This is a genomic window from Curtobacterium sp. SORGH_AS_0776 (assembly GCF_031453355.1).
GTDB lineage: Bacteria > Actinomycetota > Actinomycetes > Actinomycetales > Microbacteriaceae > Curtobacterium.
Genome location: NZ_JAVIYU010000001.1, coordinates 35564 through 61677 on the forward strand (window position 1 = coordinate 35564; position 26114 = coordinate 61677).

17 protein-coding genes and 1 pseudogene are annotated in these 26114 nt (G+C 73.1%); 13 read left to right on the forward strand and 5 right to left on the reverse strand.

All coding sequences use genetic code 11. The features are described from left to right. Positions 1 to 50: 50 nt before the first annotated feature. Positions 51 to 1262, forward strand: a complete 1212-nt coding sequence (locus tag QE359_RS00170) for an acyltransferase (protein WP_309776708.1) — start codon at positions 51 to 53, stop codon at positions 1260 to 1262. A gap of 156 nt (positions 1263 to 1418) precedes the next feature. On the opposite strand, the gene QE359_RS00175 is transcribed toward QE359_RS00170, so the two are convergent. After that, a complete protein-coding gene (locus tag QE359_RS00175) occupies positions 1419 to 2171 on the reverse strand; it encodes a DUF4184 family protein (RefSeq protein ID WP_309776709.1) in 753 nt (250 codons plus the stop codon). A 107-nt stretch (positions 2172 to 2278) separates the two neighbouring features. Here QE359_RS00175 and QE359_RS00180 point away from each other — a divergent pair, with 107 nt between their 5' ends. Next, positions 2279 to 3445, forward strand: coding sequence for an NAD(P)/FAD-dependent oxidoreductase (locus tag QE359_RS00180; protein ID WP_309776711.1), 1167 nt, complete (start codon positions 2279 to 2281; stop codon positions 3443 to 3445). An 85-nt stretch (positions 3446 to 3530) separates the two neighbouring features. Here the strand turns inward: QE359_RS00180 and QE359_RS00185 are convergent, their stop codons facing one another. The 3 genes from QE359_RS00185 to QE359_RS00195 form a co-directional block, all read right to left on the reverse strand. Continuing rightward, positions 3531 to 4400: a UbiA family prenyltransferase gene (locus QE359_RS00185; RefSeq protein WP_309776712.1), complete on the reverse strand. Its 870-nt coding sequence runs from the start codon at positions 4398 to 4400 to the stop codon at positions 3531 to 3533. A 25-nt stretch (positions 4401 to 4425) separates the two neighbouring features. Then, positions 4426 to 5991, reverse strand: coding sequence for a long-chain fatty acid--CoA ligase (locus tag QE359_RS00190; RefSeq protein ID WP_309776713.1), 1566 nt, complete (start codon positions 5989 to 5991; stop codon positions 4426 to 4428). 87 nt (positions 5992 to 6078) lie between these two features. Beyond that, positions 6079 to 6984, reverse strand: a complete 906-nt coding sequence (locus tag QE359_RS00195) for a DMT family transporter (protein WP_092385905.1) — start codon at positions 6982 to 6984, stop codon at positions 6079 to 6081. Between the two features lie 70 nt (positions 6985 to 7054). Between QE359_RS00195 and QE359_RS00200 the strand changes: the two genes are divergently transcribed. The 8 genes and pseudogenes from QE359_RS00200 (at position 7055) to QE359_RS00235 (ending at position 15868) form a co-directional block, all read left to right on the forward strand. Then, complete coding sequence (locus QE359_RS00200) at positions 7055 to 7903, forward strand: LysR family transcriptional regulator (protein ID WP_309776714.1); 849 nt, start codon at positions 7055 to 7057, stop codon at positions 7901 to 7903. Positions 7904 to 7925: 22 nt separating this feature from the next. Further along, a pseudogene (locus tag QE359_RS00205) lies at positions 7926 to 8765 on the forward strand (fructosamine kinase family protein); the annotation flags it as partial. Between the two features lie 77 nt (positions 8766 to 8842). Next, on the forward strand, positions 8843 to 10993 hold the full coding sequence (locus tag QE359_RS00210; protein ID WP_309776716.1) for a glycosyltransferase family 39 protein: 2151 nt from the start codon (positions 8843 to 8845) through the stop codon (positions 10991 to 10993). A 35-nt stretch (positions 10994 to 11028) separates the two neighbouring features. Then, positions 11029 to 11751, forward strand: a complete 723-nt coding sequence (locus QE359_RS00215; protein ID WP_309776717.1) for a response regulator transcription factor — start codon at positions 11029 to 11031, stop codon at positions 11749 to 11751. Further along, the gene (locus tag QE359_RS00220) at positions 11748 to 13286 is read left to right on the forward strand and encodes a HAMP domain-containing sensor histidine kinase (protein WP_309776719.1); all 1539 of its coding nucleotides are present in this window, start codon (positions 11748 to 11750) and stop codon (positions 13284 to 13286) included. The genes QE359_RS00215 and QE359_RS00220 overlap by 4 nt, the downstream gene beginning before the upstream one ends. Before the next feature lie 45 nt (positions 13287 to 13331). Further along, a complete protein-coding gene (locus QE359_RS00225; RefSeq protein WP_309776720.1) occupies positions 13332 to 14780 on the forward strand; it encodes a glycosyltransferase family 39 protein in 1449 nt (482 codons plus the stop codon). A 119-nt stretch (positions 14781 to 14899) separates the two neighbouring features. After that, a complete protein-coding gene (locus QE359_RS00230) occupies positions 14900 to 15169 on the forward strand; it encodes a hypothetical protein (protein ID WP_309776721.1) in 270 nt (89 codons plus the stop codon). A gap of 183 nt (positions 15170 to 15352) precedes the next feature. Next, a complete protein-coding gene (locus tag QE359_RS00235; RefSeq protein ID WP_309776722.1) occupies positions 15353 to 15868 on the forward strand; it encodes a hypothetical protein in 516 nt (171 codons plus the stop codon). Positions 15869 to 15905: 37 nt separating this feature from the next. On the opposite strand, the gene QE359_RS00240 is transcribed toward QE359_RS00235, so the two are convergent. Beyond that, the gene (locus QE359_RS00240) at positions 15906 to 16751 is read right to left on the reverse strand and encodes a helix-turn-helix transcriptional regulator (protein WP_309776723.1); all 846 of its coding nucleotides are present in this window, start codon (positions 16749 to 16751) and stop codon (positions 15906 to 15908) included. Positions 16752 to 16924: 173 nt separating this feature from the next. Between QE359_RS00240 and QE359_RS00245 the strand changes: the two genes are divergently transcribed. The 3 genes from QE359_RS00245 to QE359_RS00255 all read left to right on the forward strand — a co-directional run bounded on the left by QE359_RS00245 (position 16925) and on the right by QE359_RS00255 (position 25874). Then, entirely contained in the window at positions 16925 to 18208 is a 1284-nt protein-coding gene (locus tag QE359_RS00245; RefSeq protein WP_396127710.1) for a glycosyltransferase, read from the forward strand. A 314-nt stretch (positions 18209 to 18522) separates the two neighbouring features. After that, positions 18523 to 24093, forward strand: coding sequence for a glutamate synthase-related protein (locus QE359_RS00250; protein ID WP_309776725.1), 5571 nt, complete (start codon positions 18523 to 18525; stop codon positions 24091 to 24093). Beyond that, positions 24090 to 25874: a sulfite reductase subunit alpha gene (locus QE359_RS00255; protein ID WP_309776726.1), complete on the forward strand. Its 1785-nt coding sequence runs from the start codon at positions 24090 to 24092 to the stop codon at positions 25872 to 25874. The genes QE359_RS00250 and QE359_RS00255 overlap by 4 nt, the downstream gene beginning before the upstream one ends. Positions 25875 to 26114: the final 240 nt, after the last annotated feature.

A 26114-nucleotide genomic window follows, 5' to 3' on the forward strand; every position in this document is an offset into this window, starting at 1 on the left:
CACGCCCGACGGCCCGTGACCCCATCGACAGCATCGCGCAGGAGGCGTCCGTGGCCATCACCACGACCTCGCCGGAGCGGACCCGCACGACATCCGCACCGGCCGACACCGACGGCAGGCACGCACGACCCACGCCCCCGCCGCCGCTCACGAACCGTGCTCCGGCGCTCGACGGGCTCCGGACGGTCGCGATCCTCATCGTGATCCTCTACCACCTGCACGTGCCGCAGTTCGAGGGCGGGTTCATCGGCGTGACGGTGTTCTTCGTGCTCTCCGGGTTCCTCATCTCGACGCTGCTCCTCGGCGAGCACCGCCGCACCGGGCGCATCCGGCTCGGCTCGTTCTGGACGAAGCGGCTCCTCCGCCTCTACCCGGCCCTGCTCGCGCTCGTCATCGTCGGGCTCGCGCTGTGGAACTGGGTCGGCGACTACAAGGGCGCCTCGTTCTCCCCCGGCGAGGCGGCGTTCATCGCGCTGAGCTACACCGGCAACCTCTTCCGCTCGTACTGGGACACCACGCAGGGCGTCTTCGCGCACACGTGGAGCCTGTCGATGGAGGAGCAGTTCTACCTCGTCTGGCCGCCCGTCCTCGTGCTCCTGTTCGCACTGCGGTCGCGTCGGCGCTGGCTGATGACCGGGCTCGGCGTCGTGATCGTCGGTGCCGCAGCGGCGTCGTGGCTGAGCTACCGGACGCCGAACAGCGGCGCGACCCCGGACGTGTACTTCTCCCCCGTGCTCGGCGTCGTGCCGCTGGCGACCGGGTGTCTGCTCGCACTGCTCCTCGACGACGAGCGCTTCCGGACGTGGGCCTCCGGGATCGCCGGCCACGTCGGCACCTGGCTCGGCATCGGGCTGCTCGCCGCGGTGCAGTTCTGGATCGACGACGACTGGACGCAGCACGCCTGGTCGTTCGGCGTCGTGCTCCCGGTGACCGGGCTGATCTCGGCGCTGCTCATCGGTGGGCTGGTGTCGGTGCGGTCGCCGCTGTCGGCAGCGCTCGCGTGGACGCCCGTGTCGTGGTTCGGTCGTCGCGTGTCGTACTCGGCGTACCTCTGGCACCCCGTGGTCATCGCGCTGCTCGGCACGTTCGCGATCGGGGCGTGGGGCAAGGTGTGGCTCGTGGGGGCGGCCCTGCTGGTCGCGGTCGGGGCGGCCTACGCGGTCGAGGTGCCGGTCGAGCGGTTGCGGAAGCGGTTCCGTGAAGCCCGGCGGCTGGTCGCCGCGGACCGGTCCGCTCGCGAGACGGCGGACGCGACCGCCTGACGGACGGGAGGCGCGGGTCGGCCCCGCACCGCGCCTCCCGAACCACGGTCTGCCGGACGCGACACGACCGACGGCGCGCGCACCGCGCCTCCCGACCCGCGGCCTGCCGGACGCGACACGGCCGACGGCGGCCGCACCGCGCCTCCGGGGTCCGCGTCAGCGGGTGCGACGGCTGCGTCCGACCAGCAGTCCGACGGCGCCGACCACGAGCACCAGCGCGACGACCACCGGCAACCGGAAGGCGAGCTCGGTGACGATCCCGGCAACGCCACCGCCGCCGAGGAGCACCCGACCGGCGATCCCGAGCACGGCGAGGACGACGATCGCGCCCGCGGCCACCACGACCGCGGCCTCCCACCGAGCGGGCGGCGGCATCCGACGCGGCGTGCTCCGTCGCCACCACACCACGGCCGCGACGACGAGCCCGAGCAACCCGAGCACGCTCGAACCGTCCTGCACGCCGGCCCAGACCGGGTAGGCCGCCGGGCCTTCGCGGAGGAGCCGGATCGCCTGCACCGCCCACCCGGCCTCGTGCGAGAACGCGTCCCACATGACGTGCGTCACGCTCCCGACGAGACAGGCGACGACGACCGCGATCGCCCGGCGGACCGGCCGGTCCCCGGCACGCGGAGGGGCCGACCAGCTCGCCGGAAGCCGCTCGCGGACGCCCGGCACCGCCGCCGCCCACGCCGGCCGCACCAGGTACCACCAGGCCACGAGGACGACCAGCGCGACCACCAGGTCGATCGTCACGACGCCCACCCACGAGTGCGCCACGACGTAGGGCGGCAGGAACGGCGCGAACAGGACGGCGTCCGGCGCCATGGCTCCGACGGCGACCGCCGCGACGGGCAGCGGGGTGCGGCGGGCGGCCAGGGCGACGACCGCGTGGCTGACGGTGAAGGGCACGACCCCAGCATCGCGGACGGTCCCGGTGGAGCGCTTCGGTCGAGCGGATGACCCCGGGTGCCGAGCGGCTGGGTGGGCGCCGCGCGGACCGTCCGTAGGCTCGGGCCGTGACCACGGAGCGCGTCGACGTCCTCGTCGTCGGCGGTGGGCCCGTCGGCCTCTTCGCCGCGGCGCTCCTCGCGGCCCGCGGGCTCGAGGTCGTGGTGTGGGAACGGCGCGAGAGTGCGCCGACCGGGTCCCGCGCGATCGGGATCCACCCGCCGTCCCTCGACGCGTTCGCGGCGATCGGGCTGGACGGGCCGGTCCTCGCCGAGGCCGTCCGGGTCCGCCGCGGGGTCGCGCGCAGCCGTGGACGGGAGCTCGGCGCCCTGACGTTCGACCACGCGTCGGCCACGCACCCGTACGTCGCGACGCTCGACCAGCACCGGACCGAGGCCCTGCTGCGGGAACGTCTCGCCGCGGCAGCGCCGGACGCGCTCCGGACCGGCACGGTGCTCTCGGCGCTCGAGCGGCACCCGGACCACGTCGACGCGGTCGGGACCGGCCCCGACGGCGCGGTGGCCGTGCGGGCCCGGTTCGTCATCGGGGCGGACGGCTCGCGGAGCACCGTGCGGGACCTGCTCGGCATCGCCACCACCGGTCGCGACTACCCGGACCGCTACGCGATGGGGGACTTCGCCGACGTCGAGGACCCCGCTGCCCGGACGGACGCGCTCGTCGACGTCGGACCGGCCGGCGTGGTGGAGTCCTTCCCGTTGCCCGGCGACCGTCGTCGGTACGTCGTGCTCCTGGCGTCCTCGGACGATCCGTCGCCGAGTGCCGCGGACCTCGCGGCGATCGTGGCGGCACGCACCGGTGTCCGGCCGGACCCGACGTCCTGCAGCATGCGCAGCGGGTTCGGAGTCCGACGCCGGGAGGCCGAGCGGGTCGGCGTCGGCCGGGTCGTCCTCGCCGGGGACGCGGCGCACGAGATCAGCCCGATCGGCGGGCAGGGCATGAACCTCGGGTGGCTCGACGCGGCCGAGCTCGCGCCGCTCCTCGCGGAGGCGGTCGCCTCGGGCAGCGCCGGCCCGTGGCCGGAGTACGCGCGGCGGCGGCAGGCGGTCGCGCGGCGGGCGGCGCGGCAGGCGGAGGTGAACATGGCGCTCGGCCGTCCGTTCGGCCGTCCGCTCGGCAGGGTGGGGGCGGCCGGACGGGAGGCGCTGCTCCGGACGGTCCTGTCCCTCCCGACCGCGGATGCGCTGGCCGGTGTGTACGCGATGCGGTGGGCGTGACGGGTCGCGGGGGCGCGCGGGCGCTGGTGCGTGCGCGGTGGCAGGTCGCGCGGGCGGGGCGCGCGGGCGGGGCGCGGGCGCCGGGTCAGGCGACCAGGCGGGCGCCGGCGAGGCCGAGCTCGACGACGAGCACGAGCGACGACGCGATGACGAGTCGGAACAGCACCCGCGATGCCCGACCGGCCAGCACGAGCCGCACCCCGACCCCGGCGAGCGCTACGACCACGACGGTCCCGAGCACCGCGAGCACCACCCCCACGCCCCGGACCGGACCGTCCCCCAGCACCTGACCACCGAGCACGAGCAGCGCCGCCACGACGAGCGATCCGAACGCCGTGACGCCCGCGCCCCGGAGCCCGAGCCGGTGCGGGAAGCCCCGGACCCCGGTGGCCGCGTCGTCGACCAGGTCCGGCAACACGTTCGTGCAGTGGATCGCCACCCCGAACACCGCGCCTGTCGCGATCGCCCACCACGCCGGCCAGTCGCCGTCCCGCCCGGCTGAGACCGCCACGACCGGGAGCAGCCCGAACGCGACCACGAACGGCACGACGGACCAGACCGTGCGCTTGAGCCCCGCGTCGTACGCCCACCCCGCGGCCACGAGCACGAGGTGCGCGACGGCGGCGACCGGCCCGAGGAACACCGACAGGACGACGGACGCCCCGGCGGTGCCGAACGCCGCGCGACGGACCGTGCCGACGGCGATCGACCCCTGCGCCACGGGCTTGTCCGTCCTGCCGACCGCCCGGTCGCGGTCGGCGTCGATCCAGTCGTTCGCGAGCCCGATCGAGAGCTGCCCGGCGACGACGGTCAGGGCGACGAGGACGACCGTCCACCACGCGTGCCCGACCGCCACGGCGATCACCGTCGCGAGCACGGTCACGGTGACGGTGGGCCCCGGGTGCGACGACGCGAACAGCAACCGTGCGGTCGAGGCCCCGCCGGTGTCGCTCACGTCGTCAGCGTACGCAGGGCCGGCTTCAGGAGCGTGCCGGCACCTCCGCGCCGAAGCGCTCGACGAGCTCGCGCTTGAGCACCTTGCCGCTCGGGCCGAGGGGCAGCGCGTCGAGGACGTGCACCGCCCGGGGGTACTTGTAGGCGGCGATCTCGGCGGCGACGAAGTCGATCAGCTCCTGCGGCGTCGCCGTCGCCTCGGCACGGAGCACCACGGCGGCCTCGATCTCCTGCCCGTGCAGCTCGTGCGGCACACCGAACACCGCGGCCATCGTGACGTCGGGGTGGGTCGCGAGGACCTCCTCCACCTGCCGCGGGTACACGTTGTAGCCGTTGCGGATGATCATGTCCTTCGTCCGGTCGACGATCGTCAGGTAGCCGTCGTCGTCCTTCGTCCCGAGGTCGCCCGTCCGGAACCACCCGTCGACGATCGCGGCGGCGGTGTCCTCGGGACGGTCGAGGTACCCGTTCATGAGGTTGTGCCCGCGGATGACGAGCTCGCCGATCTCGCCGTGGGGCAGCATCACGATCGCGTCGTGCTGCTCCGGGTCGGCGATCTCGACGTCGACGCCCCACACCGGGGTGCCGATCGTGCCGGGGCGCGGCGGCCGTCCGACGTGGTTGAAGGTCGCGACCGGCGAGGTCTCGGTGAGGCCGTAGCCCTCGTGGATCGGCGCGTCGTAGACGTCCTGGAACCGCTCGAGGACCGCCAGTGGCAGCGAGGCGCCGCCGGAGATCGCGTACCGCAGCGTCGGACGGGCATCGGAACGGGTCGCCGCGTCGAGCAGCGCCATGTACATCGTCGGGACGCCCATGAAGATGCCGCACCCGTGCGCGACCATCGCGGCGAGCGCCGTGTCGCCGTCGAACTTCGGCAGCATGACGATCGTCGCGCCGACCCGGAAGCCGGTGTTCATCGTGCAGGTCTGCCCGAAGGTGTGGAACAGCGGCAGGGCGCCGAGCAGGACGTCCCCGCGGTGCATGTCGAACGTCGTCATCAGGTTCGTGTTGACCTGTTCGAGCAGCGAGAAGTGCGACCCCTCCGCGCCCTTGGGCTTGCCGGTGGTGCCGCTCGTGTAGAGGATCGTCGCGGTGTCGAACGGGTGCCGGGGGACGTAGGTGTCGAGTGGTTCGGCCTGCTCCGCGAGCGCTTCGAGTCGATCCGGCGAGTCGGCCGGGGCGAGCACCGTCACCACGTCGACCTCGGCGAGCTCGGCACCGGCCGCGCCCTCGCCGAGCAGCGGTGCGGCGCAGACGAGCAGCGAGGCGCCGCTGTCACGCAGGACGTACTCGATCTCGCGTCGCTTGAGCAGCGCGTGCACGGGGACCGCCACGGCGCCGAGCGCGAGGGTCGCGTAGTAGACCCGCGGGAAGTCCTCGACGTTCGGGACGAGCATCGCCACACGGTCGCCCGGTCCCACGCCGCGGGCCCGCAGCGCACCGGCGTACGCGAGCGTCTGGCTCCAGAGCTCGGCGTAGGTGGTGTGCCGGTCGCCGACGATGACGGCGACGTCGTCCGGGTACCGCGCTGCGGACTCGGCGAGGATCGCTGCGACCGAGGCGGTGGCGCTGGTGTGGTGGGTGGCGGTCATGACCGGTCTCCGTCTCCGTCGACGACTCCGTGGACGACTTCTCGGCCCGATCCTACGGCCGCGGTCGCTCTCGGATCCGGCCCCCGTTCAGGCTGGAGCCCGCACGCCCAGACGCCGCCTGCCCACCACGCCCGACGCCAGCGCGATGCCGAGCAGCACCACGAGTCCCCCGACCGGCTCGTTCCACCGGACGTGCTCGCCGAGGACCAGCACGCCGAGCACCACCCCGACGACGGGCGTCAGGTAGGTGACCGTCGAGGCGCGACCCGCTCCCCACGCCTGCACCAGCCGCGTGTTCCAGGCGTAGGCCAGCCCCGTGCCCACGCAACCGAGTGCGACCATCGCCCCCACGATCCTCCAGTCCAGCCGTACCGGACCCGTGGCGATGACGGGCGCGACCAGCAGGAGCAGTCCGGAGGCCAGCGTCAGCTGCACCGTCGCGAGCGTGACCGGGTCGTACGCGCTGCCGACCGCCACCCGGCGCAGGTACGCGAGGCCGATGCCGTAGCACGCGGTCATCCCGAGCAGCGCGACCTGCCCCGGCACGCTCGCCAGGACCTCCGGGTCCCCGATGACGTTCCACGGACCGACCAGCACCAGGACGCCGACGATCCCGAGCACGATGCCCGCGACCTGCCGTCCGCGGAGCCGCTCGGACGGCACGAGCACCGCGAGGGCTGCCAACGTCATGATCGGCGTCGTCGCGTTGTAGATGCTCGCGAGACCGGACGGCACGGTCTGCTCCGCCCACGCCATGAGCGACGACGGCACCGCGTTGAGGAACACCGACACCACGAGCAGGTGTCCCCAGACCCGTGGCTCCCGCGGCCAGCGCCGGCGGGTCGCGAGCAGGACCGCGACGAGCGTGAGCGCGCCGAGGACCGTGCGCACCGTCGCGACCTGCTGCGGTGCGAGCCCGTCGAGCCCGATCTTCGCGAACAGGAAGCTCGAGCCCCAGGTCAGTGCCACGAGGAGGTAGAGGACCGCGTTCATGTCGCCTAGTGTCGACATCCTCGGCGCATGCGGCAAACGCATGTCGCTCATGAACGGATGAGGAAGACGCATGACCGTCTCGGTGCCCCAGCTGCGCGCGTTCGTCGCCACCGTCGACGCCGGCTCCTTCACGGGCGCGGCGTCCACGCTCGGCGTCGGGCAGTCCGCCGTGTCGCACGCCCTCGCCGGGCTCGAGCGCGAGGTGGGCGGTCCGGTGGTCCGGCGCGGGGCGGCCGCCGTCACGACGCCTCTCGGCGACCGTCTGCTGGCCCACGCCCGCAGCGTGCTCGCCTCCGTCGAGGCCCTGGAGGCAGTGGTCCGGCCCGCCACGGCGCGCGGCACCGTGCGCCTCGCGGCCGTCCCCACCGTCTGCCAGGGCCTGCTGCCGCGGCTCCGCGAGCTGTGGGCGGTGACGCTGCCGGACGTCGACGTGCAGGTCTACGAAGGAGACGACGACGAGATGCCCGAGTGGCTCGAGGCCGGCACGGTCGACGCCGCCGTGCTCGTCGACCCGACGCCGGTGCCACCGGGCGGTGTGGTCGTCGCGCAGGACGAGATGGCCGCGGTGGTCCGCCGCGACCACCCGCTCGCCGACCTCCCCGCGCTGACGCTCGACGACCTGCACGAGGACGGGCTCGTCGCGGGCGGTGGCGGGTGCGAGCACCAGATCCAGCGACTGCACGAACTCGACGGGCAGCCGTTCCGCTACGCCCACCGGGTGCGGGAGATGAGCACCATGTTCGGGATGATCGAGCGGGGCGAGGGCGTGTCCATCGTGCCGACGCTCGGGCGGGTGATGCTGCCGCCGGACCTCGTCATGGTGCCGATGGCCCGACGGCTGTCACGGACGCTCGTGCTGAGCGGACCGACGTCCCGCGAGTGGCACCCGCTGGCGAAGGCCCTCGTCGACGCGGTCTGACCCGGTACCGAGGTGGCGTCGGCAGGATGGGGCGATGGCCGAGACCCACGTGAAGACCTTCGCCTCCCCCGACGAGGCCGCCGCCGAGGCAGCCGGTCTGGACTGGCTCGCCGAGGCCGAACCCGACGGCGGCACCCGGATCGCCCGCGTGCTCGGTCGACCCCGCCCGACGGTCCTCGACCTCGAGCTGATCCCGGACGGTTCGCCGTCGACGCGGCAGGCCGAGCGGTTCGGGCGGTCCCTGGCGCACACCCACGCCGCGGGCGCCGAGCACTGGGGCGCGCCGCCCTCCGGCTGGCCGACGGACACACCCCTGCGGATGGGACGCTCCCGCACGCCGTTCGTCGCCGCGGCGGACGCGCCGGCCACCTGGGGCGAGTTCTTCGCGGAGTACCGGATCCGCGATTTCGTCCGCCGCATCGTCGACGCCGGCGGGTTCGACCACGCCCAGGCAGGCGTGTTCGACCGGGTCGCCGACCGGGTCCAGGACGGGACGCTCGGGTCACCGCAGCCGAAGCTCGTCGGTGACCGGCCGGCGAGGCTGCACGGCGACCTCTGGGCGGGCAACGTGCTCTGGCCGACGGACGCGGAGCCGATCGACGGGACGACGCCCACGGGAGCGGTGCTCATCGACCCCATCGCGCACGGTGGGCACGCCGAGACGGACCTGGCGCTCCTCGGGCTCTTCGGACTCCCCCGACTCGAGGCCGTGCTCGCCGCCTACGACGCCGAGTCCCCGCTCGCCGCCGGGTGGCAGGAGCGGGTCGAGCTGCACCAGCTCGCGCCGCTGCTCCTGCACGTGTTCCTGTTCGGCGGCTCGTACACCGGCGCGGCCCTGCACGCGGCGCAGCGGTACGCGTGAACTGCGCGCCGCGCGTCTTAGGGCGCGCATAGCCGACGCAGGGTGACAGTCGGGGAACGCCCGGAATCCTCACTGCCATGACCACGTACCCGATACCCGTGACCGATCGACGCGAGACCGCGCGCACCGACGCGCGGGATCGGCGCCGCAAGCCCGTCGCCCGCCTGTTCCTCGGCGAGCGCGAGGACGCCCGCTGGCTCCGGCCCGCGTTCTGGGCGCTCCTCGCCGTGACCGCCGTGGTGTACCTCTGGGACCTCAGCGTCTCCGGGTACGCGAACAGCTTCTACGCCGCCGCCGTGCAGGCCGGCACGAAGTCGTGGGAGGCGTTCTTCTTCGGCTCCCTCGACTCGTCGAACTTCATCACGGTGGACAAGCCCCCGGCCTCGCTGTGGGTGATGGTGCTGTCCGCCCGGCTGTTCGGCTTCTCGAGCTTCAGCCTCCTGCTCCCCCAGGCCCTCATGGCCGTCGGCTCCGTCGCGCTCGTGTGGGGCACGGTCCGCCGCACACTCGCCCGGCTCGGGGCCACCACGGCGAACGTCGGCGCGCTGCTCGCGGGCTTCGTCGTCGCGGCGACCCCGGCCGCCGCGCTGATGTTCCGGTTCGACAACCCGGACGCGCTGCTCGTCCTCCTCATGACCGCGGGCGCGTACTGCACCGTGCGGGCGCTCCCGAGGGGCAGCTGGAAGTGGATCGCCCTCGCCGGGGTCGCCCTCGGGTTCGCCTTCCTGACGAAGATGCTGCAGGGGCTGCTCGTCCTGCCGGCGTTCGGCCTCGTGTACCTGTTCGCCGCTCGCACCACCTGGGGCAGGCGCGTCGTCGGCCTGCTCGTCGCCGCCGGGTCCCTCGTCGTCGCAGCCGGCTGGTGGGTGGTCGCCGTGTGGCTGTGGCCCGCCGAGTCCCGCCCCTACATCGGCGGCTCGACGAACAACACCGTGCTCGACCTCGTGTTCGGCTACAACGGCCTCGGTCGGATCTTCGGCGGCTCGGGCAACGGCGGCGGAGGCGGCGGCATGACCGGCGGCACCGCGGGCGGTTCGTTCGGCGGGTCAACGGGTCTGAACCGGCTGTTCTCGTCCGAGATGGGCCTCGAGATCTCGTGGCTCCTCCCCGCCGCGCTCATCGCGCTGGTCATCGGCCTGGTCGTCGTCGGCCGCCGTCACCTGGCCGACCCGGCCCGCGCCGGACTCGTGCTCTGGGGTGGCTGGCTGCTCGTCACCGGACTCGTCTTCTCGTACATGTCCGGCACGATCCACCCGTACTACACGGTCGCGCTGGCCCCGGCGATCGCCGGACTCGTCGGCACCGGCGGAGCGCTGCTCTGGCACGCCCGCGAGCGCTTCACCGGCCGCATCGGCCTCGCCGCCATGATCGGCGTCACGGCCTTCTGGGGCTGGTGCCTGCTCAACGAGAACCCGACGTGGCTGCCCTGGCTCCGCTGGGTGATGCTGGCCGGCGGCCTGCTCTCGGCAGCGCTCGTCGTGATGGGCAGCGTGCCGTCGCTCCGCAGGCTCGTCACGATCGGTGTCCTCGCGGGCACCCTGTTCGGGCTCAGCGGCACCACGGCCTACGCCCTCGCCACGACGACCGTCGCGCACTCCGGCTCGATCCCGAGCGTCGGTCCGGCGGGCAGCAGCTCCGGTGGGATGGGCGGCGGTGGCACGGGTGGCATGCCAGGAGGCGCGGGTGGTCCGGGCGGATCGACCTCCGACTCCGAGACGGGCGGCTCCACCGCCGACGGCGGCTCCCAGCAGGGTCCCGGCGGGACCCCGCCGGAGGGCATGAACGGCGAGGCGCCGGAGGGTGCCGACGGGACGGCGCCCGGTGGCGCCTCCGGGACCACCGAGGGATCGACCGACGGCGCCCCGAGCGGCGTGGGCGGTGGCGGCTCGACGACCTCGTCGGCGTTGCAGAAGCTCCTCGAGGCGTCCGACGCGAAGTGGGCAGCGGCTGTCAACGGCTCGCAGTCGGCCGCGCAGCTCGAACTCGACACCGACACCGCCGTCATGGCGATCGGCGGCTGGTCGAGCGACCCGGCACCGACGCTCGCCGAGTTCCAGGCGTACGTCGCCGACGGGGACATCGGGTACTACGTGTCCTCCGGCTCGGGCGGCGGCGGCATGGGCGGCGGATCGTCCACGGCGTCGGCCATCCAGGAGTGGGTCGCGGCGAACTACGAGTCCACGACCGTCGGCGGCCAGACCGTCTACGACCTCAGCAGCACGAAGTGATCGACGACCAGGGCGCGGTGGATAGGCTCGCGGGCGTGACCGGGCAACCGCTGCAGCGCACCGACGGCTCGCCCGTCCGCGCCCTCGTCGTCGACGACGAGCACGCCCTCGCGGACGCCGTCGCCCTCGCGTTCGCGGGCGACGGGTGGGAGGTGCGGGCCGTGCACCGCGGGCGTGACGTGCTGTTCGCCGCCCGGGACTTCCGACCCGACGTGGTCGTCCTCGACGTGATGCTGCCGGACATCGACGGGTTCGAGGTGCTCGAACGCCTCCGGGACGCCCGGGACGACGTGCGGGTGCTGTTCCTCACGGCGCGGGACGCCCCCGAGGACCGGCTCGCCGGACTCACGGGCGGCGGCGACGACTACCTGACCAAGCCCTTCGGCATCGACGAGCTGCTCGCCCGGGCGCGGATCCTGGCCCGGACGTCGCCCCGGGTCGCGGCCGTCGGGAGTCCGGCCGCGACGAGCGTCGGCGACCTCCGGCTCGACGAGGACGCCAGGACGGTCACGCGCGCCGGTGAACCGATCGACCTCACCCCGACCGAGTACGAGCTGCTGCGGCACCTCGCGCGGAACGCCAACCGCGTGCTCTCCCGGGAGCAACTCCTGGCGAACGTCTGGGGGATGGACTTCGGCACGTCGTCCAACCTCGTGGACATGTACGTCTCGTACCTGCGCAAGAAGCTCGACGCCGGACGCGAGCCGATGCTGCAGACCGTCCGCGGAGCCGGGTACGTGCTCCGGCCGACGACGTGAGCCGACCGCGGACGGCGAGCCGCGCCTCCCGGGCCCGGAACGGCACCGACCGTCGGCGGCGCGTGCCGTCGCTGCGGTGGCGGATCGTGGCGGCCGTGGCGCTCCTGCTCGTCGCGACCAACGTCGTCGTCGGAGCGGTGACGGTCGTCGCGTTCCGCGGGTACCTGGTCGACCGGCTCGACGCGGAACTCGCGACCGCGGCCGAGCGGACCGTCGGCGGACCGGACGGCGAACGGCCACCGCCCCCGTCGACCGGTACCGGCTCCGGCTCGGACCCGGACAACGCGTTCATCGGCGCTCCCGGACAGTCCGCCGGCACCGTCGTCGCGATCCTGCGCGACGGCGCGACCGTCCTCGGCGGGTACACGGACAGCAGCGGCCGGCAGCACGGGCTGTCGTCGGCGCAGGAGGCGACCCTGTCGCGCATCGCCAGCGACGGCGACCCCGTGACGGTCGACCTGGGGAAGCTCGGCACCTACCGGGCGCAGGCCGTCGGCGACGACGGCGACGTCTTCGTGACCGCGCTGCCGCTCGGCGACCTCGACGCCGCCATCGGCCGCCTCCTGCTCGTCATCGGTGTGGTGACGGTCGTCGGGCTGCTCGTCGCGGCCTGGGCGCTGACCCTGCTCGTCCGGCGATCGCTCCGCCCGCTCGAACGGGTGGCGGCCGTGGCATCCGACGTCACCGAGCTCGACCTGGAGCGCGGGGACACGGACATCCCGGTGCGGGTCTCGGCCGGGGACCTCGCGGCGAACCGCGAGGTCGAGCAGGTCGGCACCGCGCTCAACCGCCTCCTCGGACACGTCGCCCGGGCGCTCACGGTCCGACGCGAGGCCGAGACGGGCATGCGGACGTTCGTCGCCGACGCGTCGCACGAGCTGCGGACCCCGATCGCGACCGTGCGGGCGTACGCCGAGCTCTCGACGTCGTCGGACGACCCGGACGCGGTCCGCCGCAACGTCGACCGGATCGGGCGCGAGGCGGTGCGGATGGGCGACCTCGTGGAGGAGCTGCTCCTGCTCGCGCGGCTCGACGCCGTCGCCCTGGCGTCCGGCCCGGCACCGGCGCGCGAGCCGGTCGACCTGACGTCGATCGTCGTCGAGGCGACGATGGACGCGCGCGCGACCGCACCCGGGCACCGGTGGACGCTGCAGGTGCTGGACGACCACCCGCTCGTGGTGTCCGGGGACGCGACGCAGCTGCGGCGGGTCGTGACGAACCTGTTGGCGAACGCGCGGACGCACACGCCGGAGGGCACGTCCGTGGTGGTCTCCCTGCAGCGGACCGGCGACGTCGTGCGTCTCGTGGTCGCGAACGACGGACCAGTCATCCCCGCCGAGGTGCTCCCGACGCTGTTCGACCGGTTCACCCGCGGCGAGGCGTCCCGGTCCCGCGAGCACGGCACGAGCGGCCTCGGGCTGGCGATCGTCCGGGCCGTCGTGACCGCGCACGACGGGCTCGTCCGGGTCGCCTCGGAGCCGGGACGGACGGCGTTCACGGTCGATCTGCCGGGTCGGACACCGGACGTCGGCTGACCGGGCCGGTTCGCTCGGGAGCGGCCGAGCAACTAGGTTCGGACGGTGCCCTCACGACTGTCCGCACTCGCCGGTGACCTCCGCATCCGGGCAGGAGTGGCGGCCGTGGTCCTCCTCTGGGCCCTCTACCAGTGCTTCTGGAACATCGGCGGGCCCAACATCACCGGCGACGAGGACATCTACCTCCGCGCCGGGTGGCAGTACGTGCACGGCGACTTCTCGTTCAACCGCGAGCATCCCCCGACCGCGAAGTACCTGTTCGGTCTCGCCCAGCTCGTCGCCGGCCAGGGGCCGATCGGTCCGCGCGTGCTCGTCGCCCTGCTGACCTTCGGCGTCGGCGTCGCGCTGTACTGGTGGCTGCGGCGCGAGATCGGGTACTGGGGCGCCCTGCTCGCCGCCGCCCTCTGGTGGCTGACGCCGCGCGGCGGTGCGGGTCCGCGCGTCGACCGTCTGGCACTGCTCGACCCGGTGATGACCGCGTTCGCGGTGCTCGCAGTGGCCACGGCGTGGGTGTGGATGCGCGGCGACCGGTGGTGGCTCGCGCCCGTGTCCGGTGCGCTGATGGCCCTGTCGGTGACGTCGAAGGTCTCCACCGTGGTGCTGCTGCCGGTGTTCCTGCTGCTGCCGGTGCTGTTCCGGGCCTGGCGTCGACTGCTCGTCGGCGGCGCGATGTGGGCGGCCGCGTTCGGGCTGGTGTTCGTCGTGTCGTACGTGCCGATGGGGATCCGGTCCGCGATCCGGTACATGATCGAGTTCCAGGAGGGGCAGAACACCACCGGCCACCCGATCACCATCGGCGGCACCGTCTACCGGTTCGCGCCGTGGTGGGCGAACCTGCACTTCATGGAGGCCGGCACGGGGGTGCTGCTGCTCGTCGTCCTCGCGGTCGGGGTCGTCGCGGCGCTGGCGATCCGGGCCGACCGGCTCGTCGCGTACGTCGGCATCGCCCTGGCGCTGCTCGTGGGCTTCTACGTGGTCGTCGCGAAGATCGCGCTGCCCACGTACTACTCGGCGTGGATGCCGTTCCTGCTCGTCCTGGCCGCGATCGGCCTGGCGCGACTGCCGCGTGTGCCGGTGCTGCCGGCGGCCCCGGTCGCGACGGCGCTGTCGCTCGTGCTGGTCGTCTCACTCGTCGTGCCGTCCGTCCGGCTCAGCCAGGACATCGCACGCCAGCACCCGACGGGCATCGCGCTGCTCGGGGACTACCTCGAGGAACAACACGTGCCCGACGGCAAGATCCTGTTCGTGTCGGCGACCCCGGGGCTCTTCGTGCCGTACGTCGCCGAGCGCGGCACCACCCGGGCCGACCAGGGACCGTACGTCGCGATCGTGGTCGGGAACGACCGACGCTTCCCGCCGTCCGGGGCCGTGACGCAGCTGTTCGACTCGGAGCGGTCGCGGTTCTCGGTCGACGAAGTCGGCGGACTCCAGGTGTGGCTGCCGAAGGACGGGCGGGTCGTCCTGCAGTCGGGAGCGCTCACCGTCCAGGGCTGACCCGCAGCTCGGCCGCCGGTGGGCTCGCGGCCAGCAGCTCGGCCGCCGGTGGGTGCGCGGCCAGCGCTGAGGCCGTCCGCGCCGTCTGGCACGCTGGACGGGAACGGACGGGGGCCCGCATGCCGAACGACTTCGCACGACTGCCGGAGCGGCCGCGCGCCGACGACCTCGTGGTCGAGGTGCCCGCGTTCGAGGACGACCGGCCCCAGCCCGAGCCCGCGCCGCCGGCCGCGGCCCCGGAGCTCGTCGCGGCGACCGAGTTCGCCCGGACCTCGCACGCGCCGGCCACGATCCGGCGGACGCAGGTGCGCGCCGGGGTCTGGATCGCGGGCGTCCCCATCGCGGTGCTCGCGGTCATCGCGGTCGTGCAGGTGCTGTTCGCGCGCTGAGGCGTCGGGACGCCAGGACGCCGAGCTCGGCACTCGGCGGGAGCTTGCCTCGTCCGCGCCGAGGGTGTCCCGATCGTCAGACGATCGTCCAACGTCCCGCCCGATCGCGTGCGATCGAGCGGCGACCGTCGCAGGCTGGTCCACGTCCGAGCAAGACGACCCGAACGGGTCACCACTGCAGAGATGGGATCGAAGACCATGAAGTCCTTCAAGTCCAAGACCGTGAAGACCCTCGCCGGCACCGCCCTCGGCGGCGCCGTCCTCGCCGGAGCGCTCGTCGCCGCTCCGGCCCAGGCGGCCACCCCCGCCCCGACAGCCTCGCAGTCGAGCAGCGTCGACGGCAGCGGGAACGTCAACGTCAACCTCGACCCGGTCGCGATCGTCAACGCGATCCGCGACGCGGTGAACGACCAGAGCGACCGCGGCGGTGCCGTCCAGGCGGCACTCGACGTCGGCTACTGGAACGCCGGCAACCCGGACCGCCTCACCGTCGCGGTCGTGAACAAGAACCAGGACATCTCGGTCGAGGGCGACGTCGCGGACGCCCAGTCCATCGACATCAAGGGCGGAAACTACGTCATCTACTGGTTCAAGGGTCCCGGCCGCATCACCAACAACGGTGACGGCGGCTGGCTGAACTGGGGTGCGTTCGGCAACATCGAGCGCATCGACAACGTCATCAGCGTGAACGGCGGCTGATCCCCCCTCCCGTTCGACGCCCCCTGGGACCTCGGTCTCAGGGGGCGTCGTCGTGCGCGGCGGCGCCGAGTTCCCGGGACCCGCGAACCGTACGAGCGACGCCACGCACCTCGCAGCGGGACCGGATCCAGCCCTTCATGAAGGCGACGGACACCATCGCCGTGCGGTTCGGTGCCCTCCACGAGCGCATCAGCCGACCGAGGTGCCACGCCACGGCCTGCCTGCTGTAGGACGTCTCGCGTGCGATCTCGTCGTTCGACAGACCTCGCGCGGCGAGGGCGAGCATGGTCTCCTCGGTCTCGTCGAGCCCCGGGACCTGCGCGACGAGGTCGATCTCACCGGTCGTGATCTCCGGGGCGAGCGAGGTCTCCTCCGCCGCCGAGGCCACGGGTGCGGACGCCCGACGCCGTTCGTGTGCCCAGGCCTCCGCCCAGCAGGAGCCGAGCTCGTGCGCCACGAGCGACGCACGACTCATCGCGAGCATCGTTCGGCCGGCGTGGTCGACGGTCACCCCGCCGTCGCGCACCACCGAGTGCATGACGACGGCGAACACGCGGATCGCGGGCAGCGCTCCCCGGAGCACGACGGAGACGTCCACCCGCGGGTCCTCGGCGCTCGCCGCCGCCACCGCCCGCAGCCGCGCGAGGCACCCGGCATCGACGGGCTCCCCGTGCTCGACCGCCCGGAGCGCGGCGGGGAGCACGAGCGGGACGATCTGCTCGTAGCGCTGTCGGAGCCAGTCGTGTCCGGCCGGCCGGATGCCGTGGAGCGGCGGAGCGAGCAGGAGCTCCTGGAACTCCTCGCACCGTTCGTCGAGCGCCAGGCCCAACCGTTCCCCCGGCAGCAACGCTGCGGTCCGGTGCGGGTCGTCCTGTGCGGCCACGGCGCCTCCTCGTCAGCACCCGTCGCCCTGACCGACGGGTGTCGCGCTCCTGACGGTACCGATGCACGTCGCGATCGGTTCGCCGTCGGACGTGAATGGTCGCCGAACACCCTCCAGCGTTCTTAGCCGCGGCACAGCGGGCTGCTGCGGTCCCCGTATGCCCGGTCCCGAGCATGAGCACCATGACGGAGACGAACCACACCCTCGACATCGACATCGTCGTCCCCTGCTTCAACGAGCAGGACACGCTCGCCGCCCACGTCCGCCGCTTGCACACCTTCTGCCGGACGTCGCTCCGGAACACCTGGCGCATCACGATCGCGGACAACGCCTCGACCGACGACACCGCGCGGATCGCCGACGACCTCGCCGCGATGCTGCCCGACGTGCAGGCGGTGCACCTGCCGGAGAAGGGCCGGGGCCGTGCGCTCAAGGCCGTCTGGGCAGCGTCGCCGGCCACCGTGCTGGTGTACGTCGACGAGGACCTCTCCACCGACCTCGCCGCGCTCGAGCCCCTCGTCGCCCCGCTGCTGTCCGGGCACTCGGACGTGGCGATCGGCACCCGGTTGGCAGGTTCGTCACGTGTGGTGCGTGGCGGGAAGCGCGAGTTCATCTCCCGCTCGTACAACCTGCTGCTCCGCACCACGATGGGGGTGTCCTTCTCGGACGCGCAGTGCGGCTTCAAGGCGATCACCCGGCAGGCCGCGGAACACGTCCTGCCACTGTGCGAGGACGACGCGTGGTTCTTCGACACCGAGCTGCTCGTGCTGGCCGAGCACGCCGGACTGCGGATCCACGAGGTCCCGGTCGACTGGGTGGACGACGTGAACTCGTCGGTGCACATCGCCTCGACCGCGACCGAGGACCTCAAGGGGATGTGGCGGGTCTCCCGCGGGCTCGCGACCGGACGGGTGCCGATCGGCGCCGTGTACGACGCCATCGGCCGCCGTCCGTTCACGCCGCCGCACGTCGGGATCGTCGGGCAGGTGCTGCGCTTCGGGACGATCGGCGTGCTGTCGACGATCGCGTTCGCCGTGCTCTACGCCCTGTTCCGCCCGGCGATCGGTGCCCAGACGGCGGACTTCCTGGCGCTCCTGGTCACCGCGATCGGCAACACGGCGCTCAACCGACGCTTCACGTTCGGGGTTCGGGGACGTGCCGGCGCGGGGCGGCACCACGTGCAGGGGCTGGTGGTGTTCGGGATCGCGTGGGCGATCACGTCCGGGTCGCTGGTGATCCTGCACTCGGCGGCACCGGGATCGTCGCACGGTGCGGAGATCGTGGTGCTCACGGCCGCGAACCTCGTGGCGACGCTGGTCCGCTTCGTCCTGTTCAAGGCGTGGGTGTTCCGGTCCCGGCGTCGTCCGGAGCTCATCCGCCCGGGCACGACCCCGGCGGCGGACGCGAGCACGGCGGCGACCGAGCCGATCGCGGTCGACGAGCGCCACGCCGCCTGACGCCGGCGGCCGGCGGCCCGGCCGGCGGCCGGGCCGGGCGTTCGCACAACGGAAGTCACTCCGCGCCACGGGGAGCCGCGGCGCGGAGTGACTTTCGTTGTGCGGAAGCGAACCGCGCCGCACACCCCCACCGCGCCCGCGCCGCGCACCCCGGCCCCACGGTGTTGCGCGGGCGGTATACCGCGCCGTAGCATCGCCTCACCGCACCACAACCCCACAGGGCCCGACTGCCACCATCGGTCTGCCCGCGGCGAGCGCTCCACTGATGCAGCCTGGCCGTCCGCTGCCGGCAACGCCCCACTGGACCTGCACACGTGAACCCCTCCTCCTTCGGTCTCTACGACCCTGCCCGCGAATCGAGCGACTGCGGCGTCGGTTTCATCACCCGACTCGACGGGACGCCGAGCCACGACGTCATCCGCAAGGGCGACGAAGCGCTGTGCGCCATCCCCCACCGCGGCGGCAAGTCCGCCGAGGGTGTCGCTGACGGCGCGGGCGTGAGCATCGACCTGTCGGTGGAGTTCTTCAGCGCGATCACCGGCGAGGAGCTCCGCGCGGGCCACTTCGGCGTCGCGAACTGCTTCGTGCCGAGCGGCGCAGGCCCGGCTGCGGACGCCGAGCGCGCCCGTGCGCAGCAGACCGTCACGGAGGCCATCGAGCAGCAGGGCTTCGAGCTCCTGCTCGTCCGTGACGTCCCGGTGGACCACTCCGTCGCCCGTCCCGAGGCCGAGCAGTACCAGCTGCCGATCGTGCAGTGGGTCTTCCGCGCCCCCGAGGCCTGGACCCGCGCCGAGGTCGACGCCGCCGCCAACCGCGCCCTCCTCGCGATCGAGGCGGTGTCGTACGGTCAGGCCGCCGCCGACCGTGCCGAGCACGCCGCCCTGTACCCGCTGTCGCTCAGCGCCCGGACCCAGATCCTCAAGGGGCGGCTGAACTCCGGCGAGGTCATCGGCTACTTCACCGACCTGCGTGACCCGCGCCACTCGGTCCGGACGCTCTACTTCCACACCCGGTTCTCGACGAACACCGAGCCGCACCCGACGATGGCGCAGCCGTTCCGCCTGATGGCGCACAACGGCGAGCTGAACACCGACCGGAAGAACCGGCTGTCCGACGAGGCCCTCGCCCGTGCACGGACTCGCAGCATCGTCCGCCCGCCCGGCCAGTCCGACTCGAGCCGCCTCGACCAGACCCTGCAGAGCCGGGTGTTCGACGACGGCCTCGAGATCGTCGAGGCCGTGGTCTCGCTCATGCCCCCGGCGTGGGAGAACGACCGCACCCTGACCCCGGCGGTGCGGGACATGCTCGAGTTCTTCTCGCTGTACGAGGAGAAGAACGACGGCCCGGCCGCCGTGATCTTCAGCGACGGCGACGTGGTCGGCGCACGGCTCGACCGACTGGGATTGCGCCCGCTGCGCTCGGTGCAGACCGCCGAGTACCTGATGGTGTCGTCCGAGGCCGGTCAGGTCGAGTTCGAGCCGGAGGACGTCGTGCACCGCGGCCGCATCGAGGCGGGCGGCATGCTCGTCGTCGACCACCGCACCGGCACGCTCATGCGCACGCGTGAGGTGCTCGAGATGCTCGCCGCGCGGAAGCCGTACGGGACGCTCCTCGACGCCGCGCGCGTCAACCTGGACGACGTCCCGGCGCCGGAGTACCAGCGCACGACGACCACGCTCGGCTACGAGGGCGACCTGTCGCTCGCGGGCCGCTACGTGGCGTACTCGCTGAACCAGGAGAGCTTCCGGTTCATGCTCGACCCGATGCTGCAGAACGGCTCGGAGCGGATCTCGGCGATGGGCTACGGCAACGCCATCAACGCCCTGAGCGACACCGAGGGCGGCATGGCGAAGTACTTCTCGCAGCGCTTCGCCCAGGTGACGAACCCGCCACTCGACTCGATCCGCGAGGCCGACGGCATGTCGATGCGCGTCGCCCTCGGCGCGAAGCCCGACGGGACGGGTTCGGCGACGCGGCAGCTCGTCGTGGAGTCCCCGATCCTCGGGCACCTCGACATGGTGCGCCTGCGCGAGCAGGACATCGTGCCGCTCGAGCGCTTCGACATGCTCTACGTGCCGGTGCTCGGCGACGAGCAGGCGAACGCCGACGCGGTCCGCACCGCGACCGAGCACCTCGCCGACGCCGTCGCCGCCTTCGCCGAGCGCACCGGCGGCATCGCCGTGCTCACCGACCGCAACGTGTCGTCGACGCACGCGCCCCTCCCCGTCATCCTCGCCGTGGCCGCCGTCAACCAGCGGCTCATCGAGACCGGTCTGCGCCTGCGGATCTCCGTCGTCGCCGAGTCCGGTCAGCTGCCATCGTCACACCACGTGGCGACGGCGCTCGGTTTCGGTGCCGCGGCGGTGTACAGCCTCTCCGCACGTCTCCGTGCGGAGGAGAAGTACCCCGCAGCGCCCGCTCCGGCCGGCGAACTGACCGCGACCGACCTCGCCCTCAAGCGCTTCCGGAAGGCGGCCGAGAAGGCCCTCGCGAAGACGATGGGCCGCGTCGGACTCTGCACGGCCGAGAGCTACATCGGCGGCGAGTTCTTCGAGCCGAACTACCTCGACACCCGCGACGACCTGCTCGCCCGGGTCTTCCCGCACATGCAGGCCCCGGTCGGCGGCGTCGGGTTCGCCCGCATCGCACAGGCCGCGACGGACTGGCACGAGCGCGCCCGTACGGTCGAGTCCGAGGGCCAGGTGCCCATGCTCGGCCTCTTCAAGGAGCGCTCGGACGGCGCCGGGCACTCGTTCGGCGTCGCGAGCGTGCGCGGTTTCGGCGGCATGACCGAGGAACGTCCGGCCTTCGAGCGCTCCGGCGACTCCGAGGCACTGCGGCTCCTCACGCTCGGGCAGCTCGACGACGCGTTCGGCATCACCGACACCGCCTACCGCAACACGGGCTACGACCGGCTCAGCGACGCCGAGATCGACGCGCACCGGATCACCCCGGGCTACGTCACGTTCCTGCAGACGACGCACGACGAGCGGTCGCGCCGTCCCGCCGCCCTCCGAGACGTCCTCGCACTGCCCGCGGACGTCACCGGCATCGACACGGCAGAGGACTTCGCCCGCGAGCTCGGCCGCTTCTCGACCACCGGCAACGCGAGCGTCACGGTGCGTGGGCTCTCCGGCTCGCGTCCGGCCGACGACGGGGACCTTCCAGGAGGCACGGCTCGCTTCCGCCTCGAGCTCACGTCGACGGGGACCACGGGTGCACTGCGCCACGCGGCCCTCGCGGACGGCCTCGCGCTGCTGCACCCCGGCCAGGTCGACGTCGACTCCGTCGACGAGACCCAGGTGACGCTCCGCGCCACCGGCTCCGCCGTCGAGCTGCTCGCACTGCTCGACCACGCCCCGGCGAGCGTCTCGCTCGACGAGGTCCAGCCGGCGCACGAGATCACCCGGACCCTGGCGTCCGGCGCGATGAGCCACGGCGCGCTCGTCGCGACCGCGCACGAGGCGGTGGCGCACGGCACGAACATGGTCGGCGGCATGTCGAACAGCGGTGAGGGCGGCGAGCACCACTCCCGCTACGGCACGATCCGCGGCTCGCGCATCAAGCAGTTCGCCTCGGGACGCTTCGGCATCTGGGCGGGCTACCTCGCCGACCCGATGCTCGAGGAGCTCGAGATCAAGATCGGCCAGGGCGCGAAGCCGGGCGAGGGCGGCCAGCTGCCCGCGCCGAAGGTCACGGTGGACATCGCCGCGGCCCGTGGTGGCACCCCCGGTGTCGAGCTCATCTCGCCGCCGCCGCACCACGACACGTACTCGATCGAGGACCTCGCGCAGCTCATCCACGACTGCAAGGCCGCCCGCGTCCGGGTGATCGTGAAGCTCGTGTCCTCCGAGGGCATCGGCACCATCGCGGTCGGCGTCGCCAAGGCCGGCGCGGACGTCATCAACGTCGCGGGCAACACCGGTGGCACCGGCGCCGCGGCCGTCACGAGCCTGAAGTACGCCGGCCGCTCGGCGGAGATCGGCGTCGCCGAGGTGCACCAGGCGCTCGTCGCGAACGGCCTCCGCCAGAAGGTCACGCTCCGCTGTTCGGGCGCGCACCAGACCGGTTCCGACGTGGTCACGAGCGCGCTGCTCGGCGGCGACAGCTTCGAGTTCGGCACGACCGCGCTCATGATGCTCGGCTGCGTGATGGCGAAGAACTGCAACGTGAAGTGCCCGGCTGGTCTCACCACGAACGCCGAGGCGTTCGAGGGCGACCCCCGCGCGCTCGCGCAGTACCTGCTCAACATCGCCCACGACGTGCGGCAGATCCTCGCACGCCTCGGCCTGCGCTCCCTGCGCGAGGCCCGCGGTCGCACCGACCTGCTGCAGCTCCTCGACCACCCGGCGAGCGTCGGGCGCCTCGACGTCCGGGCGCTCCTCGCGCAGGTCCCCGAGAAGCTCGTCGAGGACCCGGAGTACCTCGAGAAGGACTTCCACACTGACGACGCGCTACTCGAGCGGGTCCGCACGGCCCTCGTCGACCACGAGCAGGCGCACGTGCTCGTGCACGGCGTGCTGCTCGGCAACAGCGACAAGTCCGTCGGCGGCCAGCTCGGCATCGACGTGGAGCGCCTGCTCAACCACGAGCTGCGCGACACCGACCTGTCCGGGCACCCGGCGATCACCACGGACGACCGCGGACGCCGCCGGCTCGTCGACGGCGCGGTCACGATCCGCACGCTCGGGTCGGCCGGGCAGTCGTACGGCGTGTTCAACAACGACGGCATCGTGCTCGAGCACACCGGCACCGCGAACGACGGCGTCGGCAAGAGCCAGAGCGGTGGCCGGATCATCGTCCGCGCCCCCGGTGGCGGCAGTGCCGGACAGGGCGGCAACGTCCTCGTCGGCAACTTCGCGCTGTTCGGGGCGACCGGCGGCCGCACCTTCGTCGAGGGCGAGGCCGGCGACCGGTTCGCCGTGCGCAACTCCGGCGCGACGGCCGTGGTCGAGGGCGTCGGGGACTTCGGCTGCGAGTACATGACGGGCGGTGCCGTGTTCAACCTCGGCACCTTCGGCAAGGGCCTCGGCAACGGCATGTCCGGCGGGTTCCTGTACCAGTACGACCCCTCCGGCGAGGTCACCGAACGCGCGAGCACCGACTCGCTCCTCGTGTTCCCGGTCACCGACACCGAGCGCGGGGCCTTCCACGAGGCGGCGGCGCGCCTGCTGCTCGAGTGGCACCTCGAGGCGACGGGCTCGGCGCTGGCCGAGCGTCTGCTGGCCGAGTGGGAGACCACCCGCCAGCACGTCTTCGTCGGCATGCCCCGGGCGCTCCTGCTCACCCAGGACGCCGGCGAGATCCTGGCCGCAGCGAGCCGGAACGAACTGCTCGACGAGCTGGCGACCTCGATCGCGACGGACAAGCTCCGCGCGTTCAAGGTCGACTACCGCGACCAGCGCGCCGTCCTCGGTGGCCGTGCCCCGTCGCTCGGCGACCAGGGCGACGACATGTTCTCGCTCCTGTCCTCGTACACGGTGCTCGGCGTCGCCCAGGACCTCGCGCTCGAGCGGGTCCCCGGCGCGGCCGGCCCGAACGACCCCCGGGTGACCGAGGCGGTCAAGAACCTCATCCTCACCGAGGACTTCTTCGTGAAGCAGCGCGTCGTGAAGTACCTGCGCGGCACGCTGGACCGCTTCGCGGACGACGAGCTCGCGACCCTCATCGCGATCAAGCGCCTCGACGACTACAAGCGCGCGCTCACGCAGCGGAACAACCGCAGCATGGACGCGCCGGGCACCACCGGGTGGATCATGCACCAGAACGCCAAGAACGACGGCCGCGTCCGCGAGGCCCGCTTCGACGAGCTGCTCGCGAACGCGGCGCTCGAGGACATCGCCCGCCGTGCACCGCAGGCGCCGACCGAGGCGGTGTCCGCGTGAGCCTGCTCCCCCCGACCGGATCGCTGATCCCGGTCGACGCACCGTTCTCGCAGGCCCAGGAGTCCTGGCTCGCCGGGTTCATCGCCGGCATCGCGGCCGCGGGCAAGCGGGCCTCCGGCGGCGCCCCGACGACGACGATCGACGTGCTGTTCGGCACGCAGACCGGCAACGCGGAGTTCCTCGCCGACGAGCTGGTCTCCGGCGCGAAGGCCCGCGGGCTCGGCGGTCGTGCCACCGCGCTCGACGCCGTCACGCCGGAGCAGCTCGCCGGGATGTCGCACGTGCTCGTGGTCACCTCGACGTACGGCGAGGGCGAGATGCCCGACAACGCCGGACTGTTCTGGGACGCGATCCAGGCGACCACCGTGCCGCGGCTCGAGGGACTGCAGTACGCCGTCCTCGGGCTCGGCGACACGAGCTACGACGAGTTCTGCCAGGCCGGCAAGCTCCTCGACACCCGGTTCGAGCAGCTCGGCGCCACCCGCATCCACGACCGCGTCGACTGCGACGTGGACTACGAGGACCCGGCCGCGCTCTGGACGGCCGCGGTGCTCGACCGTCTGGCGGCGGAGGCGGGCGTGCAGCCCGGCGCGACCACGGCGGTGGCGGCGACCGGTACGACGACCGCGGCCGGCGGGGCGAGCGCGAGCCGTGCCTCCAGGCCCGGTGCCCAGTGGAACAAGCGCAACCCGTACCCGTCGACGCTGGTCGAGAACCGGCTGCTCTCCTCGCCGCGCAGCGCGAAGGAGATCCGGCACTACGAGTTCGACCTCGGCGACTCCGGGATCGAGTACTCGGCGGGCGACGCGCTCGCGGTCGTGCCGGTCAACGACGAGGTGTTCGTCGGCGAGCTGCTCGAGCAGGTCGGCGCGAACGGCTCCGAGACGCTCGACGGCCGCCCGGTCACCGAGGTCCTGCGGACCGACCGCGAGATCCGGACGCCCTCGAAGGACCTCATCGCGGACCTCGTCCAGCGCGCACCGTCGTCGGAGCTCGCCGCCGTCGTCTCGCACGGTGACAAGCACGAGCTCGACCGCTGGCTGTGGGGTCGCGACGTACTCGACCTGCTCCGCGACGCCGGACCCGCGGCACCCGGACTCGACGAACTCCTGCCGAACCTCCGGCCGCTGCAGGCGCGCCAGTACTCGATCTCGTCGAGCCCGCTCGCGCACCCGGACCGCATCCACCTGACGATCGCGTCCGTCCGGTACGGGGACCCGCACCGCATGTACGCCGGCGTCGCGTCGACGTTCCTCGCCGACCGGGTCGCCCCCGACGGCACCGTGGACGTCTACCTGCAGCCGAACGCGTCGTTCGGGGTCCCCGCCGACCCGTCCGCGCCGATGATCATGGTCGGCCCGGGGACCGGCATCGCCCCGTTCCGCGGGTTCCTGCACGAGCGTGCGGTCTCCGGGGCGACGGGACGGAACTGGCTGTTCTTCGGCGACCAGCACCGCGACACCGACTTCGTCTACGAGGACGAACTCACCGAGCTGCAGGAGCAGGGCGTGCTGGACCGCCTCGACCTGGCGTTCTCGCGCGAACAGGCCGAGAAGGTCTACGTGCAGACCCGGATGCTCGAACAGGCGCCGGAGCTCTACTCGTGGCTCGAGGACGGCGGGCACCTGTACGTGTGCGGTGACGCCTCACGGATGGCGAAGGACGTCGAGCAGGCGCTCCTGGCCGTCATCGCGAGCCAGCGGGGCAAGGGCGAGGACGACGCGCAGGCGTACCTCGCCGACATGCGGCGCGGCAAGCGCTACGTCCGCGACGTGTACTGAGCGGCGCGCGCGGCCGGCGAGCGGCGCGCGCGGCCGGTGCCACGCCCGTCGCCCCGGTGCGGAAACCCGAATCCACGACCGGGGCGACGGCGAGGGGGCGCTGTGGGCCGGGAGGCCCCTGATCCGGGACTCCTCGCACGTCGCGTGGTTCCCCCCTCCGACCGCGGAGCCACCGTCACCGGCTCCCTGGGCCGGAGTCGATCACTCGCGCGGTACGCCCACCGTACTCAGACTGCACGG

Bases quoted from the DNA above. Each gene is read 5' to 3' on its own strand.
- QE359_RS00195 (WP_092385905.1), bottom strand. From the start codon at position 6,984: ATGAACGCGGTCCTCTACCTCCTCGTGGCACTGACCTGGGGCTCGAGC.
- QE359_RS00200 (WP_309776714.1), top strand. From the start codon at position 7,055: ATGACCGTCTCGGTGCCCCAGCTGCGCGCGTTCGTCGCCACCGTCGAC.
- QE359_RS00190 (WP_309776713.1), bottom strand. From the start codon at position 5,991: ATGACCGCCACCCACCACACCAGCGCCACCGCCTCGGTCGCAGCGATC.
- QE359_RS00210 (WP_309776716.1), top strand. From the start codon at position 8,843: ATGACCACGTACCCGATACCCGTGACCGATCGACGCGAGACCGCGCGC.
- QE359_RS00230 (WP_309776721.1), top strand. From the start codon at position 14,900: ATGCCGAACGACTTCGCACGACTGCCGGAGCGGCCGCGCGCCGACGAC.
- QE359_RS00245 (WP_396127710.1), top strand. From the start codon at position 16,925: ATGAGCACCATGACGGAGACGAACCACACCCTCGACATCGACATCGTC.
- QE359_RS00235 (WP_309776722.1), top strand. From the start codon at position 15,353: ATGGGATCGAAGACCATGAAGTCCTTCAAGTCCAAGACCGTGAAGACC.